General features: G+C 73.2%; 19 protein-coding genes. 13 read left to right on the top strand and 6 right to left on the bottom strand.

All coding sequences use genetic code 11. The features are described 5' to 3' along the window. Positions 1–74 precede the first annotated feature (74 nt). Positions 75–617 (top strand): GNAT family N-acetyltransferase, encoded by a 543-nt coding sequence (locus ACFVGY_RS03630; protein ID WP_385670347.1) that lies wholly within the window; start codon positions 75–77, stop codon positions 615–617. 113 nt (positions 618–730) lie between these two features. On the opposite strand, the gene ACFVGY_RS03625 is transcribed toward ACFVGY_RS03630, so the two are convergent. After that, positions 731–1,423 carry a glycerophosphodiester phosphodiesterase gene (locus ACFVGY_RS03625; RefSeq protein WP_385670344.1) on the bottom strand — a complete coding sequence of 231 codons (693 nt, stop codon included), beginning with the start codon at positions 1,421–1,423 and terminating at the stop codon, positions 731–733. 382 nt (positions 1,424–1,805) lie between these two features. On the opposite strand from ACFVGY_RS03625, the gene ACFVGY_RS03620 reads away from it, so the two are divergent. From ACFVGY_RS03620 to ACFVGY_RS03605, 4 genes are all read left to right on the top strand, one after another. After that, a complete protein-coding gene (locus tag ACFVGY_RS03620) occupies positions 1,806–3,212 on the top strand; it encodes a DUF6421 family protein (protein ID WP_385670341.1) in 1,407 nt (468 codons plus the stop codon). A gap of 26 nt (positions 3,213–3,238) precedes the next feature. Then, on the top strand, positions 3,239–4,009 hold the full coding sequence (locus tag ACFVGY_RS03615; protein ID WP_360624493.1) for an SDR family NAD(P)-dependent oxidoreductase: 771 nt from the start codon (positions 3,239–3,241) through the stop codon (positions 4,007–4,009). After that, positions 3,988–5,067: a threonine aldolase family protein gene (locus tag ACFVGY_RS03610; RefSeq protein WP_385670338.1), complete on the top strand. Its 1,080-nt coding sequence runs from the start codon at positions 3,988–3,990 to the stop codon at positions 5,065–5,067. Before ACFVGY_RS03615 ends, ACFVGY_RS03610 begins: the two co-directional genes overlap by 22 nt. Before the next feature lie 89 nt (positions 5,068–5,156). Further along, entirely contained in the window at positions 5,157–5,801 is a 645-nt protein-coding gene (locus ACFVGY_RS03605; protein WP_385670335.1) for a transglutaminase family protein, read from the top strand. Here ACFVGY_RS03605 and ACFVGY_RS03600 read toward each other — a convergent pair. Then, entirely contained in the window at positions 5,746–7,023 is a 1,278-nt protein-coding gene (locus ACFVGY_RS03600) for an MFS transporter (RefSeq protein ID WP_385670332.1), read from the bottom strand. The genes ACFVGY_RS03605 and ACFVGY_RS03600 overlap by 56 nt on opposite strands. Positions 7,024–7,122: 99 nt before the next feature. On the opposite strand from ACFVGY_RS03600, the gene ACFVGY_RS03595 reads away from it, so the two are divergent. Next, entirely contained in the window at positions 7,123–7,740 is a 618-nt protein-coding gene (locus ACFVGY_RS03595) for a CGNR zinc finger domain-containing protein (RefSeq protein ID WP_385670329.1), read from the top strand. 93 nt (positions 7,741–7,833) lie between these two features. Here the strand turns inward: ACFVGY_RS03595 and ACFVGY_RS03590 are convergent, their stop codons facing one another. Further along, complete coding sequence (locus tag ACFVGY_RS03590) at positions 7,834–8,556, bottom strand: lysophospholipid acyltransferase family protein (protein ID WP_385670327.1); 723 nt, start codon at positions 8,554–8,556, stop codon at positions 7,834–7,836. A 281-nt stretch (positions 8,557–8,837) separates the two neighbouring features. Between ACFVGY_RS03590 and ACFVGY_RS03585 the strand changes: the two genes are divergently transcribed. The 5 genes from ACFVGY_RS03585 to ACFVGY_RS03565 all read left to right on the top strand — a co-directional run bounded on the left by ACFVGY_RS03585 (position 8,838) and on the right by ACFVGY_RS03565 (position 13,611). After that, positions 8,838–9,179, top strand: coding sequence for a thioredoxin family protein (locus ACFVGY_RS03585; RefSeq protein WP_385670325.1), 342 nt, complete (start codon positions 8,838–8,840; stop codon positions 9,177–9,179). Between the two features lie 350 nt (positions 9,180–9,529). Next, on the top strand, positions 9,530–10,114 hold the full coding sequence (locus ACFVGY_RS03580; RefSeq protein WP_385670872.1) for a flavin reductase family protein: 585 nt from the start codon (positions 9,530–9,532) through the stop codon (positions 10,112–10,114). A gap of 203 nt (positions 10,115–10,317) precedes the next feature. Next, positions 10,318–11,103: an electron transfer flavoprotein subunit beta/FixA family protein gene (locus ACFVGY_RS03575; RefSeq protein WP_385670322.1), complete on the top strand. Its 786-nt coding sequence runs from the start codon at positions 10,318–10,320 to the stop codon at positions 11,101–11,103. Positions 11,104–11,164: 61 nt separating this feature from the next. Further along, positions 11,165–12,127 (top strand): electron transfer flavoprotein subunit alpha/FixB family protein, encoded by a 963-nt coding sequence (locus ACFVGY_RS03570; RefSeq protein ID WP_385670319.1) that lies wholly within the window; start codon positions 11,165–11,167, stop codon positions 12,125–12,127. A gap of 185 nt (positions 12,128–12,312) precedes the next feature. Further along, positions 12,313–13,611, top strand: coding sequence for a DUF6986 family protein (locus tag ACFVGY_RS03565; protein ID WP_385670316.1), 1,299 nt, complete (start codon positions 12,313–12,315; stop codon positions 13,609–13,611). Between the two features lie 51 nt (positions 13,612–13,662). Here ACFVGY_RS03565 and ACFVGY_RS03560 read toward each other — a convergent pair whose 3' ends face one another. Beyond that, the gene (locus ACFVGY_RS03560; RefSeq protein WP_385670313.1) at positions 13,663–16,116 is read right to left on the bottom strand and encodes a PQQ-binding-like beta-propeller repeat protein; all 2,454 of its coding nucleotides are present in this window, start codon (positions 16,114–16,116) and stop codon (positions 13,663–13,665) included. A 199-nt stretch (positions 16,117–16,315) separates the two neighbouring features. On the opposite strand from ACFVGY_RS03560, the gene ACFVGY_RS03555 reads away from it, so the two are divergent. Next, on the top strand, positions 16,316–16,522 hold the full coding sequence (locus ACFVGY_RS03555) for a hypothetical protein (RefSeq protein ID WP_385670310.1): 207 nt from the start codon (positions 16,316–16,318) through the stop codon (positions 16,520–16,522). A 3-nt stretch (positions 16,523–16,525) separates the two neighbouring features. Here ACFVGY_RS03555 and ACFVGY_RS03550 read toward each other — a convergent pair whose 3' ends face one another. Then, on the bottom strand, positions 16,526–17,518 hold the full coding sequence (locus ACFVGY_RS03550) for a LacI family DNA-binding transcriptional regulator (protein ID WP_385670869.1): 993 nt from the start codon (positions 17,516–17,518) through the stop codon (positions 16,526–16,528). Positions 17,519–17,789: 271 nt separating this feature from the next. Between ACFVGY_RS03550 and ACFVGY_RS03545 the strand changes: the two genes are divergently transcribed. After that, a complete protein-coding gene (locus ACFVGY_RS03545; protein WP_385670307.1) occupies positions 17,790–18,830 on the top strand; it encodes an NUDIX domain-containing protein in 1,041 nt (346 codons plus the stop codon). A gap of 183 nt (positions 18,831–19,013) precedes the next feature. On the opposite strand, the gene ACFVGY_RS03540 is transcribed toward ACFVGY_RS03545, so the two are convergent. Then, positions 19,014–19,718 (bottom strand): MBL fold metallo-hydrolase, encoded by a 705-nt coding sequence (locus ACFVGY_RS03540; RefSeq protein ID WP_385670304.1) that lies wholly within the window; start codon positions 19,716–19,718, stop codon positions 19,014–19,016. Between the last annotated feature and the right edge of the window lie 75 nt (positions 19,719–19,793).

Here is a 19,793-nt window from a genome sequence, read left to right as displayed (position 1 = left end):
GGCGCCGCGTTAGGCTGTGCGTGCAGCACCGGGCATGTCATATGCCGCTGAGCACACAGCAGAACGGAGCCCCCATGTCGACCGCCGCCCAGCCCGCCGCACTCGCCTTCCGCAATGCCGTCGAGGCGGACGTGCCGGCCCTCGTGGAGCTCGTCGAGTCGGCGTACCGCGGGGACGCCAGCCGGGCCGGCTGGACCACGGAGGCGGACTTCCTGGAGGGGCAGCGCACCGACCCGGACGGGGTGCGCGCCGTCATCGAGAGCCCGGACGGCATCCTGCTCGTCGTGGAGCGCGCGGGCGAGCTCGTCGCCTGCTGCCAGCTCGAACACCGCGGCGACCACGCGTACTTCGGGATGTTCGCCGTCCGCCCCGGGCTCCAGGGCGGCGGCCTCGGCAAGGAGGTCATCGCCGAGGCGGAGCGCCGGGCCCGGGAGACGTGGGGCGCCCGGGAGATGCGGATGACGGTGGTGCACATCCGGGAGGAGCTCATCGCCTACTACGAGCGCCGCGGGTACCGCCGCACCGGCGAGCTGAGCCCCTTCCCGTACGGCGACCCGCGCTTCGGCGTCCCGCTCCGCGACGACCTGGCCTTCGAACTCCTGGTCAAGACGCTGTAGGAGCGGTCCACCGGCGCGCCGGCCCCGGCCCGGCCCGTCGGACCGGTGTCCTCGGACCGGTGTCCTCGGACCGGATCCGGGTCAGCCGGGATCCGGGTCAGCCCGGATCCAAGTCAGGCCGTGAACCGGCCGGTGCTGCGGATCTCGGGGAAGTCGGTGGCCACCCCGTCCAGTTCGAGCGCCCGCGCGAGCCGCAGGTGCTCCAGGGAGTTGACCGTCCAGCCCGTCACCTGCAACCCCGCGCGGTGCGCCGCGTCGACCGTCTCCAGGGTGAGCCGCCGCAGGTTCAGGGCGAGCGTCCGCACCCCCGCGGCCAGGGCCCGGTCCACGATGTCGTCGGCCGCGTCCCCGCCCAGGTCCGAGTGGAGGACGGTCCGTACGCCCGGCGCGAGCCGGGCCGCCTCGGCGAGCACCGCGTCGTGGAAGGAGGCCACCGCCACCCGCGCGGTGAGGTCGCGGCCCACCACCAGCTCCGCCAGCGCCGCCGCCGCGGGGCCGTCCTGGACCGACACCTCCAGCGGGGTCCGTACGGCGTCCAGGACCTCCTCGAAGACCGGAACGCGCTCGCCCTGCCCCGCGTCCAGCCCGAGCAGCTCGTCCAGGGTCAGATCGGCGACGGCGCCCGAGCCGTCGGTGGTCCGGTCGACCTCGGCGTCGTGCAGGACGACGAGCGCACCGTCCTTGCTCCGGCGCAGGTCCAGCGCGATGGCGTCCATACCGGTACGTTCCGCGCGGACGAACGACCGCAGGGTGTTCTCCGGCTCGACACCCATGACCCCGCGATGACCGATGGTGAGGAAAGTCAAGGTTCTCTCGCTTCCGTCGACGGCGGCTCCCCGCGCGGTCGCGGCGTCCCAGGCCCGGCCGCGCGCGGTGAGGACGCATGCTAGTGCGCCCCGGCCGCGATGAGACCGCCCGTGCAGGGCCCCGGATCCGCCCGGTGGCCGGTTCCCGCCGGGGCCGTGGCCCCGCTCCGCGGCCCGCGGCCCCGTTCCGCCTCACCCGTGCGTGGGCGCGCCCCCAGGGCCTTGACACGACGGCGAAGCGCGCGCCCGAACGGTGGACGGCGGGAAGAATTGCGGTTTCGATAGGGGTACAGCCGCATAATTTCCTGGACAACCCCTTGAGCGGGACGCCCTCACATGCATACGCTGTCTTTACGTGAGGTTCTCCTGTGGAGGAAGTGACATGACGGAAACTCTTGTGCCGGGTACCGGCGGGGCCGCGATAACCGCCGTTGCGCGGGTGGTCGACCACCCGGCGTGGCCCGAGCTCAAGGCCGCCGTGGAGGAGATCCGCCCCTGGCAGTCCAAGGACGGCTCGATCGACTTCGAGGCCGAGGGCGCACCCTCCGCCGGGCAGGTCGAGGCCGCCGTCGAGCGGGCGGTCGCCGCCGTCGAGCAGCTCTCGCCGCTCCTGCCGCACGCCACCGCCTACCACAAGGCCCTCGTCGCCGACCTGCGCAAGTGGGTCGCCGACGGCTTCCGCGTGCCGGACTTCCTCGACTCGCTGATGGCCTTCCACCCGGCCGCCGAGCGCGCCGACGGCCTCCAGCACCTGGTCGTCTTCCCCATGTACACGCAGAACGGCAACCCCGACCGCAACTTCGAGGCCGTCGTCCTGAAGATGGTGTGGCCCGAGTGGCTCTCCGAGCTGGAGCGCACCCGGTACGACAACCCGCTGTTCCTCGGCATCACCCTCGAGGACTTCACCCCGGGCTACGACACCCACTCCGCCGTGCTGTTCCCGGAGACCATCGCCGTCCGCGAGGCCCCCGAGCGCTTCACCTGGGGCGGCATCTTCTGCGACCGCGAGGCCGCCCGCTACCGCAAGGTCACCGAGGCCGCCGTCGACATCCTCGGCATCGAGCTGCCCGAGGACATCGCCCGCATGGTCGAGGACCAGGAGCGCTGCGAGAAGGCCTTCGTCCTGTGGGACATGGTCCACGACCGCACCCACAGCCACGGCGACCTGCCGTTCGACCCCTTCATGATCAAGCAGCGCCAGCCGTTCTGGATGTACGGCCTGGAGGAGCTGCGCTGCGACCTCACCGCCTTCAAGGAGGCCGTGAAGCTGGAGTCGGAGGGCAACGAGCACGGCCGCGACGTGCAGTACGCCGTCCTCTTCGACCGGATGTTCCGCTTCCCGGTCTCGGGCGACCGCACCCGCAACTACGACGGCCTCGGCGGCCAGCTCCTCTTCGCGTACCTCCACAAGCACGACGTCGTGCGCTGGACGGACAACAAGCTGAAGATCGACTGGATGCGTGCCCCGCAGGTCACCAACCAGCTGTGCGCCGATATCGAGAAGCTGTACCGCGACGGCATCGACCGCCCGAAGCTCGTGCACTGGTTCAAGGCCTACGAGCTGGTGTCCACCTACCTCGCCCCGCACCCGGGCTCCAAGTGGGCGAAGGGCCCCGACGCCCTCGACCTGACGCAGCCGCCGCGCAAGCTCGTGGACGACGTGCTTCCCGACGAGTTTCCGCTCAGCATGTTCTATGAGGCGCTCGCCAAGAAGCTCAAGACCGTGATCGCCTCCTGCAAGGGCATCACCGCCCAGAACGCCGACACGGCCGAGCGGGCCGCCGCGTGAGCACTCGCCCACTGGAGGCTGCACAGATGAACAGCGGAAACGAGACCGGGATCGCCGGCGGCAGCCTGAAGGGAGCCGTCGTCGCCGTGGCCGGCGCCGGCGGCCCCGCCGGGCGCGCAGCCCTGCTCCGCCTCGCCGAGGCCGGTGCCGTGGTCGTGGCGTCCGACGCCGACCCGGCGCGCCTGGCCGAGGCCGTGGACGCGGCGCGCTACGCCCACGGCGGCGCCACCGTCACCGGTGACACCGTGGACCTGCTCGACCTCGACGCGACCAAGGAATGGGCCGCGCGGACCGAGAAGGAGTTCGGCCGCGTGGACGGCCTCGTCCACCTCGTCGGCGGCTGGCGCGGCAGCACCTCGTTCACCGAGACCGACCTCGGCGACTGGGACTTCCTGGAGAAGCTCCTGATCCGCACCGTCCAGCACACGTCGATCGCCTTCCACGACGCCCTGCTGCGCAGCGACCGGGGCCGCTACGTCCTGGTCAGCCAGTCCGGTGCGCACAAGCCCGTCGCCAACAACGCCGCGTACAACGCGGGCAAGGCGGCCGCCGAGGCGTGGACCCTCGCCATGGCCGACTCCTTCCGCAAGGCGGGGGGCGAGGAGGGCCCGGGCGCCGCGGCTGCGATCCTGGTGATCAAGGCACTGGTGCACGACGCGATGCGCGCGGAGCGCCCCAATGCGAAGTTCGCGGGCTTCACCGACGTCAAGGAGCTGGCCGAGGCCATCGCCGGCGTGTGGGAGCGGCCCGCCATCGATGTGAACGGACAGCGTCTGTGGCTCACTCCGCAACCGTGAAGACCGATGCCCGCCGCCACCACGATCCGGCGGTACGCGGTTTCGCGAGCGACAACTACGCAGGGGTCCACCCGGAGATCCTGGAGGCCCTTGCCCTGGCCAACGGCGGCCACCAGGTCGCCTACGGCGAGGACGAGTACACCGAGCACCTGCAGAAGATCATCCGCAGCCACTTCGGTCCGTACGCGGAGGCCTTCCCGGTCTTCAACGGCACCGGCGCGAACGTCACGGCCCTCCAGGCCATGACCGACCGCTGGGGCGCCGTGATCTGCGCCAAGACCGCCCACATCAACGTGGACGAGGGCGGCGCACCGGAGCGGATGGCCGGCCTCAAGCTGCTGGCCGTCCCCACCCCGGACGGCAAGCTCACCCCCGAGCTCATCGACCAGGAGGCCTGGGGCTTCGAGGACGAGCACCGGGCGATGCCGCAGGTCGTGTCGATCACCCAGAACACCGAGCTGGGCACGGTCTACACCCCGGACGAGATCCGGGCGATCTGCGAGCACGCCCACGGGCTCGGCATGAAGGTGCACCTCGACGGCGCCCGGATAGCCAACGCCGCGGCCTCGCTCGACGTGCCGATGCGCACGTTCACCAACGCGGTCGGCGTCGACGTGCTCTCGTACGGCGGCACCAAGAACGGCATGATGTTCGGCGAGGCCGTGGTCGTGGTCAACCCGGACGCGGTCCGGCAGATGAAGCACATCCGCAAGATGTCGATGCAGCTCGCGTCGAAGATGCGCTTCGTCTCCGTCCAGCTGGAGGCGCTGCTCGCGAAGGACCTGTGGCTGCGCAACGCCCGGCACGCCAACGGGATGGCGCAGCGGCTCGCCGCGGGCGTGCGCGAGACCGACGGGGTGGAGATCCTCTACCCGGTCCAGGCGAACGCGGTGTTCGCGAAGCTGCCGCACGAGGTGTCCCTGCGGCTGCAGAAGCGCTACCGCTTCTACTTCTGGGACGAGGCCGCCGGCCACGTGCGCTGGATGTGCGGTTTCGACACCACGGAGGAGGACGTCGACGGCTTCCTCCAGGCACTGAAGGAGGAGCTGGCCCGCTAGCCGGTCCAGCCGCCCCCCGGACTGTATGGATATACCCCCGACCGTAATTTCATTGAATTGCGGTCGGGGGTATGCCTATGCTCCGGGTCGTGCAGCCGATCCCGAACGACCCCAACCCTGCCGCCTACTTGGCGGCCTGTGAGGTCATCGACCACGAACACGCGCTCGTCCGGGAAGCCGCCGACGCCCTCTGGGCCACCACCCGCAACGCATACTCATACGCGGAATCGGCCTATGAGTTCGTCCGCGACACCATCCCGCACTCCGCCGACTCCGGCGACCCGCGCGTCTCCTGGCGCGCCTCGGACGTGCTCGCCACCCGCAACGGCATCTGTCATGCCAAGGCCCACGCACTCGTCGCCCTGCTCCGGGCCCGCGGCATTCCGGCCGGCCTCTGCTACCAGCGACTCGCGGACGATCATGAATGCGGCGACAGCTGCTCCGGGAGAGCCGGGGCGTGCCCCGGAGGCTCCCGGCGCATGGTCCACGGGCTGATCGCCCTCCGGCTGCCCGGCACTGCGGTCTGGGCCCGCCAGGACCCGCGCGGCAACGGGCCCGGCGTCGACGCCCGCTTCTCCCTCGACGCCGAACGCCTCGCCTTCCCCGTACGCCCGGAACTCGGCGAGACCGACTACCCAGGGCTGTACGCCGCCCCGCACCCGGCCGTACTCACGGCGCTCAGGGGCTCCGCCGACCGGGCGCAGCTGTGGCGGAACCTGCCGGAAGCCCTGTAGCGGCGGCCGCACCCGCCCCCGCACCGCGCGGCGCCACCAGGAGGTGCAGCAGGGCCGACGCCAGAACCAGTGCCGCGACCCCGGACAGCAACAGTTGCGGCGCCGCGTCGGCGGCCAGCCCCACGAGGGCGGCGCCGGTCGAGGCCGCGGTCATCTTGAGCCCCGCCCCCAGCGTGAACACCTGCGTCCGCACGGCTTCGGGGGCGTGGTCGGCCCGGATCCGCAGCGTGGCCGTCAGCAGCGGCCCGTCGCACACGCCCGCCACGGCGAACAGCACCGCCCCCACGGTCACGGACGGGGAGAACGCGGCCGCGCCGAGCGCCACCCCCGTGCCCGCCATCGCCCAGCGCGCCAGCCGCCCCGGCTCCACCGCCGCGAGCCGGCCCAGTGTCAGCGAACCCGCCAGCGCCCCCACCGCGAACGCCGTCATCAGCACGCCCCCGGCGCCCGGACTGCCGAGCCGCCCGGCCAGCAGCACCGACGTGGTGGTGAGTGAACCCAGGCCCGCAAAGGCCAGCGTCGTCGCCGAGGTGATCGCCCGCAGCTCCCGGATCCGCCAGAGGGCCGCCAGCCCGCCCCCGAGCCCCGCCCGGGTCCCTCCGGGCCCGCCCTGGGACGCCCCCGCCGGGCCGGCCGCCCGGGTGTGCCCGGGCCCGGCCGGAGGAGCCACGCCGAACGGGAGGGTGGCGGCCAGCACCGCCGCGAGCGCGCCGGCCAGCGCCAGCACCGCCATCGCGGGTGCCGCCGAACCCGCCGCCGCGACCAGGCCGACCGCCGCCGGAGCCGTCACCGCCGCGGCGTTGTAGGTGCTCGCGTCCCAGCCGTACGCCCGGTCGCGCCGGGCCCCCGCCGGCACCAGCCCGGCGACCAGGCTGGACATCCCGCCCGTCACCATCGGCCCGCAGCTCCCGCCGAGCACCGCCGCCGCGAGCACCACCGGCAGCGGCGCCCGCCCCAGCAGCACGGCCAGCGCCGCCACCGCGAACGTGAACCCCGCCAGCGCGCCGACGTGGAAGAGCCGGGGCCGCCGGGTCCTGCCCGCGGCCACCCCGGCGAGCGGAGCCGCCAGGACGTGCGGGGCCAGCCATGCCGTCAGCACGAACGCCCCGTACGCAGCGCTGCCGGTGCGCTCCAGCGCGAGCAGGACCACCGCCAGGCTCATGCCCTCCGAGGCGAAGCGCGCGGCCACCGCCGCCGCCAAGTACCGCCCGAACCCGCCCATCCAGGACCCTCCCCCGGTTCGTGTAACGTCATGGCCGAACAAGACGTTACGTGACGCGGGTGCACGGCGAAAGCGTGTACGGCGAAAGGAAACTGGGGCATGACCGACTCCGCACCGGGCTTCTCGGCCGCCAGGCGGCTCGTCGACGTCGCCGAGGCGGTCCGCACCGACCCGGGGCTCCCGCGGGCCGGCCTCACCGCACTGCTCGCCCGGCACGGGGAGAACCCGGCCGACCTCACGGCCGAGGCCTTCACCGAGGCCGACGCCACCGACCTGCGCGCCGCCGCCCGGCGGATGGCGGACCTCCTCGCCGAGCCGGACGAGGACCGCGCCGCGGAAGCCCTCAACGCCCTGTTCGCGCGGTACGCCACCCGGCCCCGCCTGACCCGGCACGACGGCCACCCCTGGCACCTGCACGTGGACCGGGGCGACGAGGCCGGCTGGGGCGAGTGGTTCCTGGCCTCCGGCGCCCTGGCCCTCGCCCAGCTGCTCACCGAACACGGCCGGATCGCCTGGGGCGCCTGCGCCGCCGCCAGCTGCGGCCGGCTCTTCCTCGGCGGCGGCCCCGGCAGCGCCCGCCGCTACTGCTCCGGCACCTGCGCCACGCGCGAACGCGTCGCCGCCCACCGTCGGCGCAAGCGCGCGGAGGCGGCGGGGACCGGGGCGGCGGAGAGCGGGGCGGCGGGGCCTGCGCGGTCGTCCGGCACCGGGCGGTAGCCCCCGCAGGACGGCAGCCGAAAGCCCGTGCGGTCCGCCGCAGGGGGCGGGGCCGCACGGGCCCGAGATTTCACCCGACCCGGTGGTGCCGGATCAGCCCGCTTCCTTGACCTGGGCCGGCGTCGGTGCCGAACCGCCCAGGTGCGCCGGCTGCCACCAGGCGCCCTCGGCGTCCTTCTGGGAGACCGGGTAGGCGCCCTGCGCAGCATCCAGCAGCTCCTGGACGCGCCCCCGCAGCCGCCGCGTGATCGCTCCGGCGTACTGGTCCGTCGGCGCCTCGATCGGCTCGCCCACCCGCAGCGTCACCGGGATGTGGCTGCGCTTGAGGCTGCGCGGCTTGCCCTTGGTCCACAGCCGCTGCGTGCCCCACAGGGCCACCGGGATCAGCGGCACCCCGGCCTCCTGCGCCATCCGCGCCGCACCCGACTTGAAGCTCTTCAGCGTGAAGGACTGGGAGATCGTCGCCTCCGGGAACACCCCGATGATCTCGCCCGAGCGCAGCGAGTCGAGGGCGTGCTGGTAGGCGGTCTCACCCTGCGCCCGGTCCACCGGGATGTGCTTCATCGCGCGCATCAGCGGACCGGACACCTTGTGGCGGAACACCGACTCCTTCGCCATGAACCGCACCAGGCGCTTCTGCGGCCGGGCCGTCAGCCCGGCGAAGATGAAGTCCAGGTAGCCGATGTGGTTCGACACCAGGACCGCTCCGCCCTTGCGCGGGATGTTCTCGGCGCCCTTCATGTCGATCCGGATGTCCAGCGCCCGGAACAGCGCGTGCGCGGCGCCGATCACCGGGGGGTAGACGAGCTCAGCCATGAGGGGGAGACCCCGCTTTCTGCCTGGGGAGGTTCTCCCGGCCGTAAGTTACGGCTGCGTAGGTACGCGGCCACTGCGGATCGTGCCGTATTCGACGCCCGCTGGCCAGCCCAGACGCCCGCCCTCGGGGAGATTCTCGTCACGCGGGGAACCACCCGGGGAATGCGGCGCACCGTGCGGACGCTCGGATCGCCGTACGAACGTACTTCAATGATGACGGACGCGGGTCCGCCGGTGACGGCGGGCGTCCGGACGGACACGATGACGGCGAGGGAGCGGGAGTGCACGGGGACGCGGCGGGACAGAGGGCCGGCGCCGGGCGGCTGGATGCCGCACAGCTGGGTGTGGAGCCGGGGGAGCGGGCGAGCCTGGTGCAGTTCTCCACCGCCTTCTGCCAGCCCTGCCGGGCCACCCGGCGGATCCTGGCCGAGGTCGCGGGCATGGTCGACGGCGTGGTGCACATCGAGGTCGACGCCGAGCGGAACCTCGACCTGGTGCGCGCCCTGGGCATCGAGAAGACCCCGACCGTGCTCGTCCTGGACGCGGGCGGCCGGATCGTCCGGCGCGCCGTGGGGCTGCCGCGCAAGGCCGATGTGATCGCCGCCCTGGGCGCCGCGGTGTGACGGGTGCGCCGGTACATGCGCCCGCACACAGCGTGACGCGCCTCGCATCTTCCCGCCCCGGCTTGACTGTGTACAGCAGAGATCGACAGGCTGGCGGCATGCGGTACGAACTTCTGCTGTACGGGCGCGTCCATGTGGACCTCGTCCGTCACGCGAGTGCGCGCTGTCAGGATCACTGAACGACCCCGCCCTGACCCGATGTCCGACGCGCTCGCGCCCGCCGCCCTGCGGCAGAAGAGAAGGAAGGCCTCCCGATGACGGCCTCGACGGCCCAGCCCGCCCCCGCCTCCGCCACTGCGTCCCTGCGGTCCGCTGTGACCGCGCAGCACGGTCTGCCTCCGCAGCACGGTCTGCCTCCGCAGTCCGGTCGGCCGGGACAGCCCGGCCCGGCCGACGAGGCCGCCCGACGCGTGCAGGCGGAACCGGCCGCACCTGCCGACCCGTTCGCCTCTGCCCGGCCCGGCTCGCCCGAGCTGCTGCGCTCGGTCTTCCGGCAGCACGCCGCGGGCGTCGCCGTGATCACCTCCGCGGACGGCGACCGCCCGGTCGGCTTCACCGCGACCTCGCTCAACTCGGTCTCCGCCGACCCGCCGTTGCTCTCGTTCACCACCGGCACCGGCTCTTCCACCTGGCCCGCCCTGCGCGACCGCGAGTACCTCGGCGTGCACATACTGGGCGAGCACCAGCGGGAGCTGGCGGGTCTGTTCGCCCGTAGCGGAGTGGACCGCTTCGGTCCCGGCACCGGCTGGTCGCGGGGCCCGCACGGGGTTCCGCTGCTGGACGGAGTGCTGGCGTGGGTGGTGTGCCGGGTGGTGGCGCGGGTGCCGGCCGGCGAGCACCGGGTGATCATCGCGGAGGCCGTGGTGGGGGACCCTGCGGGGCAGGGCCGTCCGCTGCTGTACCACCAGGGGCGCTTCAACGGGTTGCGTGACTGAATCGTCCCTGCTGGGGAGGGTTGGGGTGGCGTTGGACAGATCACAGTTCAGCAGCCTTGCCTCCGGGCAGGACCCACGATGTACTGGCGAGTAACATTCTGATCGGGGCGCGGGCCGCCCCGACCGGGATCCGCCCGACAAGGCGCCTATGCTGCCTGCATAAGGCGGTATCAGAAACAAGACGATGCGGTAGGAGAGCCGGCGTGAGCCTGAGGATCGTTGTCTGTGTGAAGTACGTGCCCGACGCCACTGGCGACCGGCACTTCGCCGATGACCTGACGGTGGACCGCGACGACGTCGACGGTCTGCTGTCGGAGCTCGACGAGTACGCCGTCGAGCAGGCGCTGCAGATCGCCGAGGACGCCGACGACGCCGAGATCACCGTCCTGACGGTGGGTCCGGAGGACGCCAAGGACGCCCTGCGCAAGGCGCTGTCCATGGGTGCCGACAAGGCCGTCCACGTCGAGGACGACGACCTGCACGGCACCGACGTGATCGGCACCTCCCTGGTGCTGGCCAAGGCCATCGAGAAGGCCGGTTACGACCTGGTCATCACGGGTATGGCGTCGACCGACGGCACCATGGGTGTCCTCCCGGCCCTCCTGGCCGAGCGCCTGGGCGTCCCGCAGGTCACCCTGCTCTCCGAGGTCAGCGTCGAGGACGGCACCGTGACGGGCCGCCGCGACGGCGACACCGCGAGCGAGCAGCTCGAGGCCTCCCTCCCGGCGGTCGTCTCCGTGACGGACCAGTCGGGCGAGGCCCGCTACCCGTCCTTCAAGGGCATCATGGCGGCCAAGAAGAAGCCGGTGGCGTCCTGGGACCTGTCGGACCTCGACATCGAGGCGGACGAGGTCGGCCTGGAGGGCGCCTGGACCGCGGTGGACTCCGCGGCGCAGCGTCCGGCGCGCACCGCCGGCACGATCGTCAAGGACGAGGGCGAGGGCGGCAAGCAGCTGGCCGAGTTCCTGGCCGGCCAGAAGTTCATCTAAGAGCTTCAGCCAGCACTTCCCACATCGCCCCCTGATTACTTCGCTTTCGCAGGAGCAACCCATGGCTGAAGTCCTCGTCTACGTCGACCACGTGGACGGCGCCGTCCGCAAGCCCACCCTCGAGCTGCTGACCCTGGCCCGTCGCATCGGCGAGCCCGTCGCGGTCGCCCTCGGTGCCGGGGCCGAGAACACCGCCGCCGTGCTCGCCGAGCACGGTGCGGTCAAGGTCCTCACCGCCGACGCCCCCGAGTTCGCCGAGTACCTCGTCGTACCGAAGGTGGACGCGCTGCAGGCCGCCCACGAGGCCGTTTCCCCGATCGCCGTGCTCGTCCCGTCCTCCGCCGAGGGCAAGGAGATCGCGGCCCGCCTCGCCGTCCGCATCGGCTCCGGCATCATCACCGACGCCGTGGACCTGGAGGCCGGTGACGAGGGTCCGGTCGCGACGCAGTCCGCGTTCGCCGCGTCCTTCACCACCAAGTCCCGTGTCTCCAAGGGCACCCCGGTCATCACCGTCAAGCCGAACTCGGCCCCGGTCGAGGCCGCCCCGGCCGCCGGCGCCGTCGAGGCGCTCGCCGTCACCTTCGGCGCCCTGGCCACCGGCACCAAGGTCACCTCGCGCACCCCGCGCGAGTCGACCGGCCGCCCCGAGCTGACCGAGGCCGCGATCGTGGTCTCCGGCGGCCGCGGCGTCAACGGCGCCGAGAACTTCGCGATCATCGAGGCGCTGGCCGACTCCCTCGGTGCGGCCGTCGGTGCCTCGCGCGCCGCCGTCGACGCCGGTTGGTACCCGCACACCAACCAGGTCGGCCAGACCGGCAAGTCGGTCTCCCCGCAGCTGTACATCGCCACCGGCATCTCCGGCGCGATCCAGCACCGGGCCGGTATGCAGACCTCGAAGACCATCGTGGCCATCAACAAGGACGCCGAGGCCCCGATCTTCGAGCTCGTCGACTACGGCGTCGTGGGTGACCTGTTCGAGGTCGTCCCGCAGCTGACCCAGGAGATCCAGACGCGCAAGGGCTGACCTGCGCTCCTCTCCGTCACGGGGCCGTGTGGTGTTGTCACCACACGGCCCCGAGTCGTTTCCGGGCGGGGCGCCGAGTCGTTTCCGCAGCCGGTCGGCGGGACCATTGACGGAGCGGAACCCCATGACTAAATTCTGCTATGCGGATCTGCGATTCCGTGAAGCGGAAAGAGGAGAGTGTGGGAATGGGTCAGCAGGAGAAGGTGGCGACGAGCCTCGCAGGCGCGGTCAGCGAGGGCATCAGCGCCTCCCTCGCCCCGGTGGACGCGGAACTCGCCCGCCACTACCCGGGCGACCCCGGCACCCGCCAGCCCGTCCACACCGTCTACGTGCCCGGCGACGTCTTCGCCGCGGACACCATCCGCTCCTGGGGCGACCAGGCCCTCGCTGCGCTCGATGAGCACGCCCCCGACGCCGCCACCTTCGCCAAGGTCCTCGGCATCGGCGACGAGCTCGCCGGCCCCGTCTACGAGCGGGTCCGCGCCAAGCTGCAGCGCGAGCCCGTCGAGGACCTCCGCGTCGACTTCGAGGACGGCTTCGGAGTCCGCTCCGACGAGGAGGAGGACCAGGCGGCCGCCCGCGCCGCCCGGCTCGTCTCCGAGGCCTTCTCCAACGGCACCAACGCCCCGTACATGGGCATCCGCATGAAGTGCATGGAGGCCAACGTCCGCGACCGCGGCATCCGCACCACCGACGTCTTCCTGTCCGGGCTCCTGGAGCACGGCGGCCTGCCCGACGGCCTCGTCCTGACCCTCCCCAAGGTCACGTACGCCGAGCAGGTCAGTGCCTTCGTCAAGCTCCTGGAGGCTTTCGAGTCCACCCGCGGCCTGCGCCCCGGACGCATCGGCTTCGAGATCCAGATCGAGACCAGCCAGTCCATCCTCGCCTCCGACGGCACCGCCACCGTGGCCCGGATGATCGAGGCCGCCAAGGGTCGTGCCACGGGCCTGCACTACGGCACCTTCGACTACAGCGCCTGCGTCGGCGTGTCCGCCGCCTACCAGTCCAGCGACCACCCGGCGGCCGACCACGCCAAGGCGATCATGCAGGTCGCGGCCGCGGGCACCGGCGTACGCGTGTCCGACGGCTCGACCAACGTCAAGCCGGTCGGCACCACCGAGCAGGTCCACGAGGCGTGGAAGCTGCACTACGGCCTCACCCGCCGCGCCCTCGCCCGCGCCTACTACCAGGGCTGGGACATGCACCCGGGGCACCTGCCGACCCGCTACGCGGCCGTGTTCGCCTTCTACCGAGAGGGCCTGGAAGCCGCCGCGGCCCGGCTGAAGGCGTACGTCGCCAAGATCGAGGGCGACGTCATGGACGAGCCCGCCACCGCGAAGGCCCTGGCCGGCTACCTGGTCCGCGGCCTGGACTGCGGGGCGGTCGGCACCGACGAGGTCACCGCCCTGACCGGCCTGACCCGCGCCGAACTCGACGCCTTCGCGATCCCGCGCCGGTCGGCGACGCTGACGGCCACCGCCTGAGGGGGCGGCCGCCCGGCGCCGGGTCCGCGACCGGTCACGTGCCGGTCACGTTCACAGGGGGCCGATGGCCCACAGGTGCAGGACGCCGTCCGCGCCGGCAGTGGCGAGGAGGCTGCCGTCGGGCGAGAACGCCAGGCCGTGGACGGCCCCGTCATGACCCGTCAACGCGGAGTCGACCCGCTGCCCGGTCGCCGGGTCCCACAGGAGGACCACGCCGTCGTGCCCCGCGGTGGCGAGGAGGCTGCCGTCCGGGGCGAACGCCAGGGTGCCGACCTGTGAGAGCTGACCGGTCAGCAGCCTGGCGTTCCGACGGCCGCCTTCGAGGTCCCACAGCCGTACCGTGGTGTCCCCGGAGGCCGTGGCCAGGACCCGCCCGTCCGGCGAGAAGGCCACGGCCCGGTGCCCCGCGTACGGTCCGCCGAGCGGGTGGCGGGTGCCCGTACGCCAGAGGCGGGTGCCGTCCTCGGCGGCTGCTGCCAGTGCCAGCCCGTCAGGGGAGAACGCGATCGCCGAGACCGTCTCGGCCCGGCCGACGGGGCGCGGCGGCGATTCGCCGACGGGCAACCCGTCCGGCAGGCGGCGCAGCTGCACCGAGCCGTTGCCGGCCACCGCCGCCAGCAGCAGGCCGTCCGGGGAGAACAGGAGCTGACTCGCCGCGGCCGGGGGATCGGCCGGCCACTGCTGCCGGACCGCGCCGGTCTCGGGATCGCGCAGGCAGACGGCCCCGTCGGGGGATCCGGTGGCCAGGAGCGCGCCGTCCGGCGAGAACGCCAGGCAGTGGGGCACGGACCGCGGCTCGGCCGCCGACGGCCCAAGGTGAGCCCGGGTGGCCGGATCCCACAGGCGCAGCGTACCGTCCGCGGACGTCGTCGCGAGGACGCGGCCGTGGGGCGAGAACGCGACGCGCACGAGCCCGCGGCCGCTCACCTGGACGGGCGGGAGCCGGACCGCCCGCCGCTCGCGCAATGCGGCCGCCAGGGCCCTGGTCGCGAGGGGTGCCCTGCGGGGTGCGGTGGCGCGTTCGTACAGCAGGACCCCGTCGTCGGAGGCGGTGGCCAGCAGCCGGCCGTCGGGGGAGAACGCGACGGCCTCGACGCCGGTGGTGTGGCCGGCGAGCGGCGGCCCGACGGGCCGGCCCGTGGCGGTGTCCCACAGCCGTACCGTTGCGTCCCGGGAGCCGGTGGCGAGGAGCCGGCCGTCGGGGGAGAAGGCCAACGCGAAGACGGCGTCGGCGTGGCCGGGAAGCGCCGGGCCGTCACGGCCGTCGGCCGTCTCCCACAACGTGGCCCGGCCGTCGCGGTACCCGAGGGCGAGGAGCCGCCCGTCCGCGGAGAACGAGAACGCCTCGGGCGCGCCGGCTCCGGGGGCGAGCGCCGCGCGGGGCAGCTCCTCCTTGTCGACCAGGTCCTTGACGCGTCCGCTGTCGGTGGCGGCCAGGACGCGTCCGTCGCGGGCGAACGCCACGTAGCGGAACGGGTCCTTCTCCCAGCCGTGCGCGAGGGTGACCGGGCGGCGCCCGGCGTCGGGGCTGCAGAGGTGCACGGTCCCGTCGTTCTCCACGGCGGCGGCCGTGCTTCCGGAAGGAGCGCAGCTGATTCCGGCGACCCCGCTGACGTAGAAGGTCAGGGGCGGTCGGCACACGCTGCCGGTGGCGGGGTCGAACCACTGGAGTTCCTGTGGGTTCCGGCCCGCGGCGATCAGCAGGCCGTCCGGCGTGAAGGCGAGTGGGGGCCGCGCGGCGAGCGAGACGGTGGTCCGGCCGGTGACGGTGTCCCACAGCCGGACCGCGTCGGGCCCGCCCGAGGCCAGGAGCCGCCCGTCGGGGGAGAACACCACGGCCGAGGCCGGCGCCGAGTCCCCGCCGATCCGGTGGCGCAGGGCGTAGGGGGCGGGGCCCGGATCCGGGCCTGCGGCGGGCTCGGGGTGGGCCTTCGGGGCAGTGGTGGGGTGGTCGGTCGGGGTCGGGGTGGGGTGCGGGTTCGGGTGGTGGGGTTCGCGTGGCGTGGGGTGCCCGTGGGGTGTGTCGTACGCGGCTGCGCCGAGCGGCTCGTCAGATCCGTGCGTGCGGGGTTCCGCGGGTGGAGTCCCGGCCGGGTCGGCGTGCGGCGCCGGCGGGTCCGACTGCTCGGCGGTCGTCCCCGAGCGGACGGCCGGGGCCGAGCGGGGCTGGGCCGCGGGTTGGAGGGCGGCCAGTTCCTGCCAGCGGCGGCGCCAGGCCACCAGTTCGGGTGCGGTGTGCGAGGGGACCGCGGTCTCGCGGCCGTACTCGTCGTACGCGTACAGCATCCGTACGAGCCCCATGAAGGTGTCGGCGCGGACGAGCCGCCTGCCGTTGAAGGCATCGCTCTGGGTGGCGACCGACAGCCGGATCCCGGTGCCGGAGGCCTCGGCGCGGGTCACCAGGTCCCGGTACGAGGGCCTGCCCCGCTGGATCCGTAACCGCGTCAGATCGCCTGCGAGGGACGAGAGTCCCGCCTCGAACGCGCCGTGCTCCTGCGCCTCCATGTCCCCCCTTGACCTGGTGTGGCCGACCAGGCTAGGGCATGGTCCGCGGAACGGTCCCGAACTTTGCGGAACACCGCGGAACACGGTCCGCGTTCCGTGGAACACCCCTGCTGTTCAGGGGAGTTCCGCTGCGATCCGGATCGGAGCACTTCGTTCCGTCGCTGCCCGGGGGCGGCCCCGGAGGGGGTGGAATCGAGCCATGACCACTTCACCGCACCAGACCGGCGACCAGGACCGGCCGCTCCTGTCGCTGCACGCAGCTTTCGTTCTGCTGACCGCCCTCGTCATGGGATGCGTCGTCGGCGGGCTCAGCCACCTCGGCGGCGTGCCCACCGCCCTCGCCGTGCTCGCCGGGCTCGGCGCCGCCGGAGGGGCCGTGCCCGTACTGCACGGCCTGATCCGGTAGCCGTCAGGCGGGCGGCGGGAGTTCGCCCGAGCCGCGCGGGATGAGGCGGGTCGGCAACTCGATGCGGGTCGGGGGGAGCGCGGCGCCCCCCAGCCGTTGGAAGAGGCGGTCCGTGGCCACCCGGCCCAGGGCCGCCGCGTCCTGCGCGACCACCGTCACCCCGGGACGCAGCAGGTCGGCCAGCTCGAAGTCGTCGAAGCCGACCAGCGCCACCGGGTGCGGGTCCGGATGTCCGGCCAGGACCCGTACCACCGTGACCGTCACCCGGTTGTTGCCCGCGAAGAGCGCCGTGACCCGCTCCGGGCCCGCCAGCATCGCCCGCGCCGTCGCCGCGACGTTGTCCGGGGCCGTCAGGCCGAGCGAGACCCAGGACGGCGCCACCGGCAGGCCCGCCTCCGCCATGGCCGCCCGGTATCCGCGCAGGCGTTCCGCCGCCGTGTGGATGTGCGGCTGGTCGCCGATGAACCCGATGCGGCGGTGGCCGGCGACGATCAGGTGCGCCACGCCCTCGCGGGCGCCGGCGAAGCCGTCCGAGAGCACGACGTCCGCTTCGATGCGGCCCGGCGGCCGGTCCACGAACACCGTGGCCACACCGGCTCGGATCTCCGGCTCCAGGTACCGGTGGTCGTCACCGGCCGGGATCACGATCAGACCGTCCACGCGGCGGGCGCACAGCGCCAGCGCCAGCTCCCGTTCCCGCTCCGGGTCCTCGGCGCTCGACCCGTTGATGAGCAGGGCGCCGTGGGATCGGGCCACCTCCTCCACGGCCCGGTTGAGCGGCCCGTAGAACGGGTCGGCGAGGTCCTCCAGGACCAGACCGACGGTGGCGGTACGGCCCTTGCGGAGCACGCGCGCACTGTCGTTGCGGCGGAAGCCGAGCGCCTCGATGGCCTGCTGGACGCGGCTGACCGTCGCGGGGGTGACCCCCGGCTCCCCGTTGACGACCCGGGACACCGTCTTCAAGCCCACCCCGGCGCGGGCCGCCACGTCCTTCATGGTCGGCCGGTGGCCGTAGCGGGACTCGGGTGGGCGGCGGCTCTGCGGCACGGGACGGAATCCTCCGGATCGGGGGTCGGGGGTCGGGGGGCGGATGTCGGGTGTCGGGGTGCGGGGGCGTGCGGCTACGGTCGTGGGCCGGAACGGGTGGGTGGTGGGGCGGCGCCGTGATCCCGAGGATAAGCACTGCGCCGGTGCGCGGGTTTCCGTGGCAGGGTGATCGGGGCAAGCCACAGGGGGCTTGGGACGAGCCGTGGGGAGAGGGATAGACGTGATTGTCTGGATCAACGGCACATTCGGCGCCGGGAAGACCAGCACGGCCCGCGAACTGACCGGCATCCTGCCGGACAGCACCCTGTACGACCCTGAGCTCGTCGGCGACGCACTGCGCAGGCTGCTGCCGCGCAAACGCCTCGCGGAGGTGAGCGACTACCAGGACCTGCCGAGCTGGCGGCGACTGGTGGTGGACACGGCCGCCGCGATGCTCGCCGAGGTGGGTGGGGTGCTCGTCGTACCGATGACGCTGCTGCGCCAGGAGTACCGGGACGAGATATTCGGCGGGCTGGCGGCGCGGCGGATCCCGGTGCGACACGTGCTGCTGGCGCCGGAGGAAACGATCCTGCGCGGTCGGATCGCGACCCGCAACGAGCCGGGGGATCCGCACGACGTGGATCTGCGGGTGCGGCAGTGGTCGTACGACCACATCCCGGTCTACCGGCAGGCGCTGGGCAACTGGCTCGCGGCCGACGCGCACGTCATCGACAACGGCGAGCTGAGCGTACGGGAGACGGCGGAGCGGATCGCCGAAGCCGTGCGCACGGAGGCGGCCGGGGTGTGCGACATCGTTCAGACCCCGGAGCCGACGCGCGAGACCGTGGCGGCCGGGGTGCTGCTGTTCGACGACGAGGACCGGGTGTTGTTGGTCGACCCGACGTACAAGGCGGGGTGGGAGTTCCCGGGCGGGGTCGTCGAGGCGGGAGAGGCACCGGCGCGGGCTGGGGTGCGGGAGGTCGCCGAGGAACTCGGCATCGAGTTGGGCGATGTGCCCGGGCTGCTGGTCGTGGATTGGGAGCCTCCGGTGCGACCGGCTTACGGCGGGCTCCGGATGCTCTTCGACGGGGGCCGGCTGGATGCGGGGACGGCGGCCCGACTGCGGCTCCCGGGGCCGGAGCTGCGGGCCTGGCGGTTCGTGACGGAGGCGGAGGCCGCGGAGCTGCTGCCGCCGGTCCGGTACGAGCGACTGAGGTGGGCCTTGCGGGCCCGTGAGCGGGGGCGGGCGTTGTATCTGGAGTCGGGGCGGCCTACGCCGTAGGCGGGGCAGGAGGGGCGGGGCGGGCCGGGGGCGGGGCGGGGCCGTCGGAGATGCAGGGGCCCGGCTGCGCCTCGCAGGGGCGTTGCGCAGCCGGGGCCGCCAGGACCCACCGTCGGGGGCGCCCCGGATCACTGTGCGCCTCTCGTGCGTCGGCGGCCGCCTGCCGACCGGGGCGGCGCGTGGTCAGGGGAGGACCGGCTCGGACGTCGTTGCGGTCAGGAGGACACTCGCCGTGTTCTCGGTCAGGGGGTCTCCGTGGCCGAAGCAGGCCACCGACGGGGCCAGTGCCGCCAGGCGGCGGAAGGACGCCTGGGCCTGCTCGCGGTCCACGTTGAACACCCCGAGCATGACCTGGCCGACGCCGGCGACGCAGTCGCCCGTGAACAGCACGCCGTGGTGGGGGAGGTGGATGCCGATGCTGCCGGGTGTGTGCCCGGGGGAGTGGACCACCACCGCGCCGTCGCCGAACGGCAGGACGTCGCCGTCCTCCACCTCGTGGTCGACCCGTGTCGGTGGTGCCTCGGGGACCGTCAGGCCGTGCTCGTACAGCGGGATTTCCCAGTCGAGGAGTGCCGGGTCCGGGACGGGCTGTTCGCCCCGGATGACGGGGGCTTCCAGGCGGTGGGCCAGTACGCGTGCGCCGTAGCGGCCGGCGAGTTCGTCCGCCGCGCCGATGTGGTCGCGGTGGCAGTGGGTCAGGACGATCCGGCCGAGTCGGTCCGGAGTGTCGCCGAGGGAGCGGATCGCCTGCTCGATCGCGGGGGCGGATCCGGCGTGGCCCGCGTCGATGAGCGCCAGGGAGCCGTCGGTGTCCCGCCACAGATAGGCCTGGCCTATCGGGAAGCGGAGCATGTGAAGTCGTTCGGGAAGCACTTCGACAAGATCCATGCGCCCGAACCTACGGCCGTCGTGGGCGGGTTGGAACGGATTTCACCCGGAGCGGAGTTCGCCCGTGGCGCAGGC

It is taken from the genome of Streptomyces sp. NPDC127106, assembly GCF_042677605.1.
Lineage (GTDB): Bacteria > Actinomycetota > Actinomycetes > Streptomycetales > Streptomycetaceae > Streptomyces.
The sequence above is the reverse complement of the archived record's forward strand: the minus strand, read 5'-3'. Positions and strand labels throughout refer to the sequence as shown.

Bases quoted from the DNA above. Each gene is read 5' to 3' on its own strand.
- ACFVGY_RS03620 (WP_385670341.1), top strand. From the start codon at position 1,806: ATGACGGAAACTCTTGTGCCGGGTACCGGCGGGGCCGCGATAACCGCC.
- ACFVGY_RS03540 (WP_385670304.1), bottom strand. From the start codon at position 19,718: ATGGATCTTGTCGAAGTGCTTCCCGAACGACTTCACATGCTCCGCTTC.
- ACFVGY_RS03550 (WP_385670869.1), bottom strand. From the start codon at position 17,518: ATGAAGGACGTGGCGGCCCGCGCCGGGGTGGGCTTGAAGACGGTGTCC.
- ACFVGY_RS03600 (WP_385670332.1), bottom strand. From the start codon at position 7,023: ATGGGCGGGTTCGGGCGGTACTTGGCGGCGGCGGTGGCCGCGCGCTTC.
- ACFVGY_RS03595 (WP_385670329.1), top strand. From the start codon at position 7,123: ATGACCGACTCCGCACCGGGCTTCTCGGCCGCCAGGCGGCTCGTCGAC.
- ACFVGY_RS03565 (WP_385670316.1), top strand. From the start codon at position 12,313: ATGGGTCAGCAGGAGAAGGTGGCGACGAGCCTCGCAGGCGCGGTCAGC.
- ACFVGY_RS03570 (WP_385670319.1), top strand. From the start codon at position 11,165: ATGGCTGAAGTCCTCGTCTACGTCGACCACGTGGACGGCGCCGTCCGC.
- ACFVGY_RS03615 (WP_360624493.1), top strand. From the start codon at position 3,239: ATGAACAGCGGAAACGAGACCGGGATCGCCGGCGGCAGCCTGAAGGGA.
- ACFVGY_RS03560 (WP_385670313.1), bottom strand. From the start codon at position 16,116: ATGGAGGCGCAGGAGCACGGCGCGTTCGAGGCGGGACTCTCGTCCCTC.
- ACFVGY_RS03630 (WP_385670347.1), top strand. From the start codon at position 75: ATGTCGACCGCCGCCCAGCCCGCCGCACTCGCCTTCCGCAATGCCGTC.
- ACFVGY_RS03590 (WP_385670327.1), bottom strand. From the start codon at position 8,556: ATGGCTGAGCTCGTCTACCCCCCGGTGATCGGCGCCGCGCACGCGCTG.
- ACFVGY_RS03555 (WP_385670310.1), top strand. From the start codon at position 16,316: ATGACCACTTCACCGCACCAGACCGGCGACCAGGACCGGCCGCTCCTG.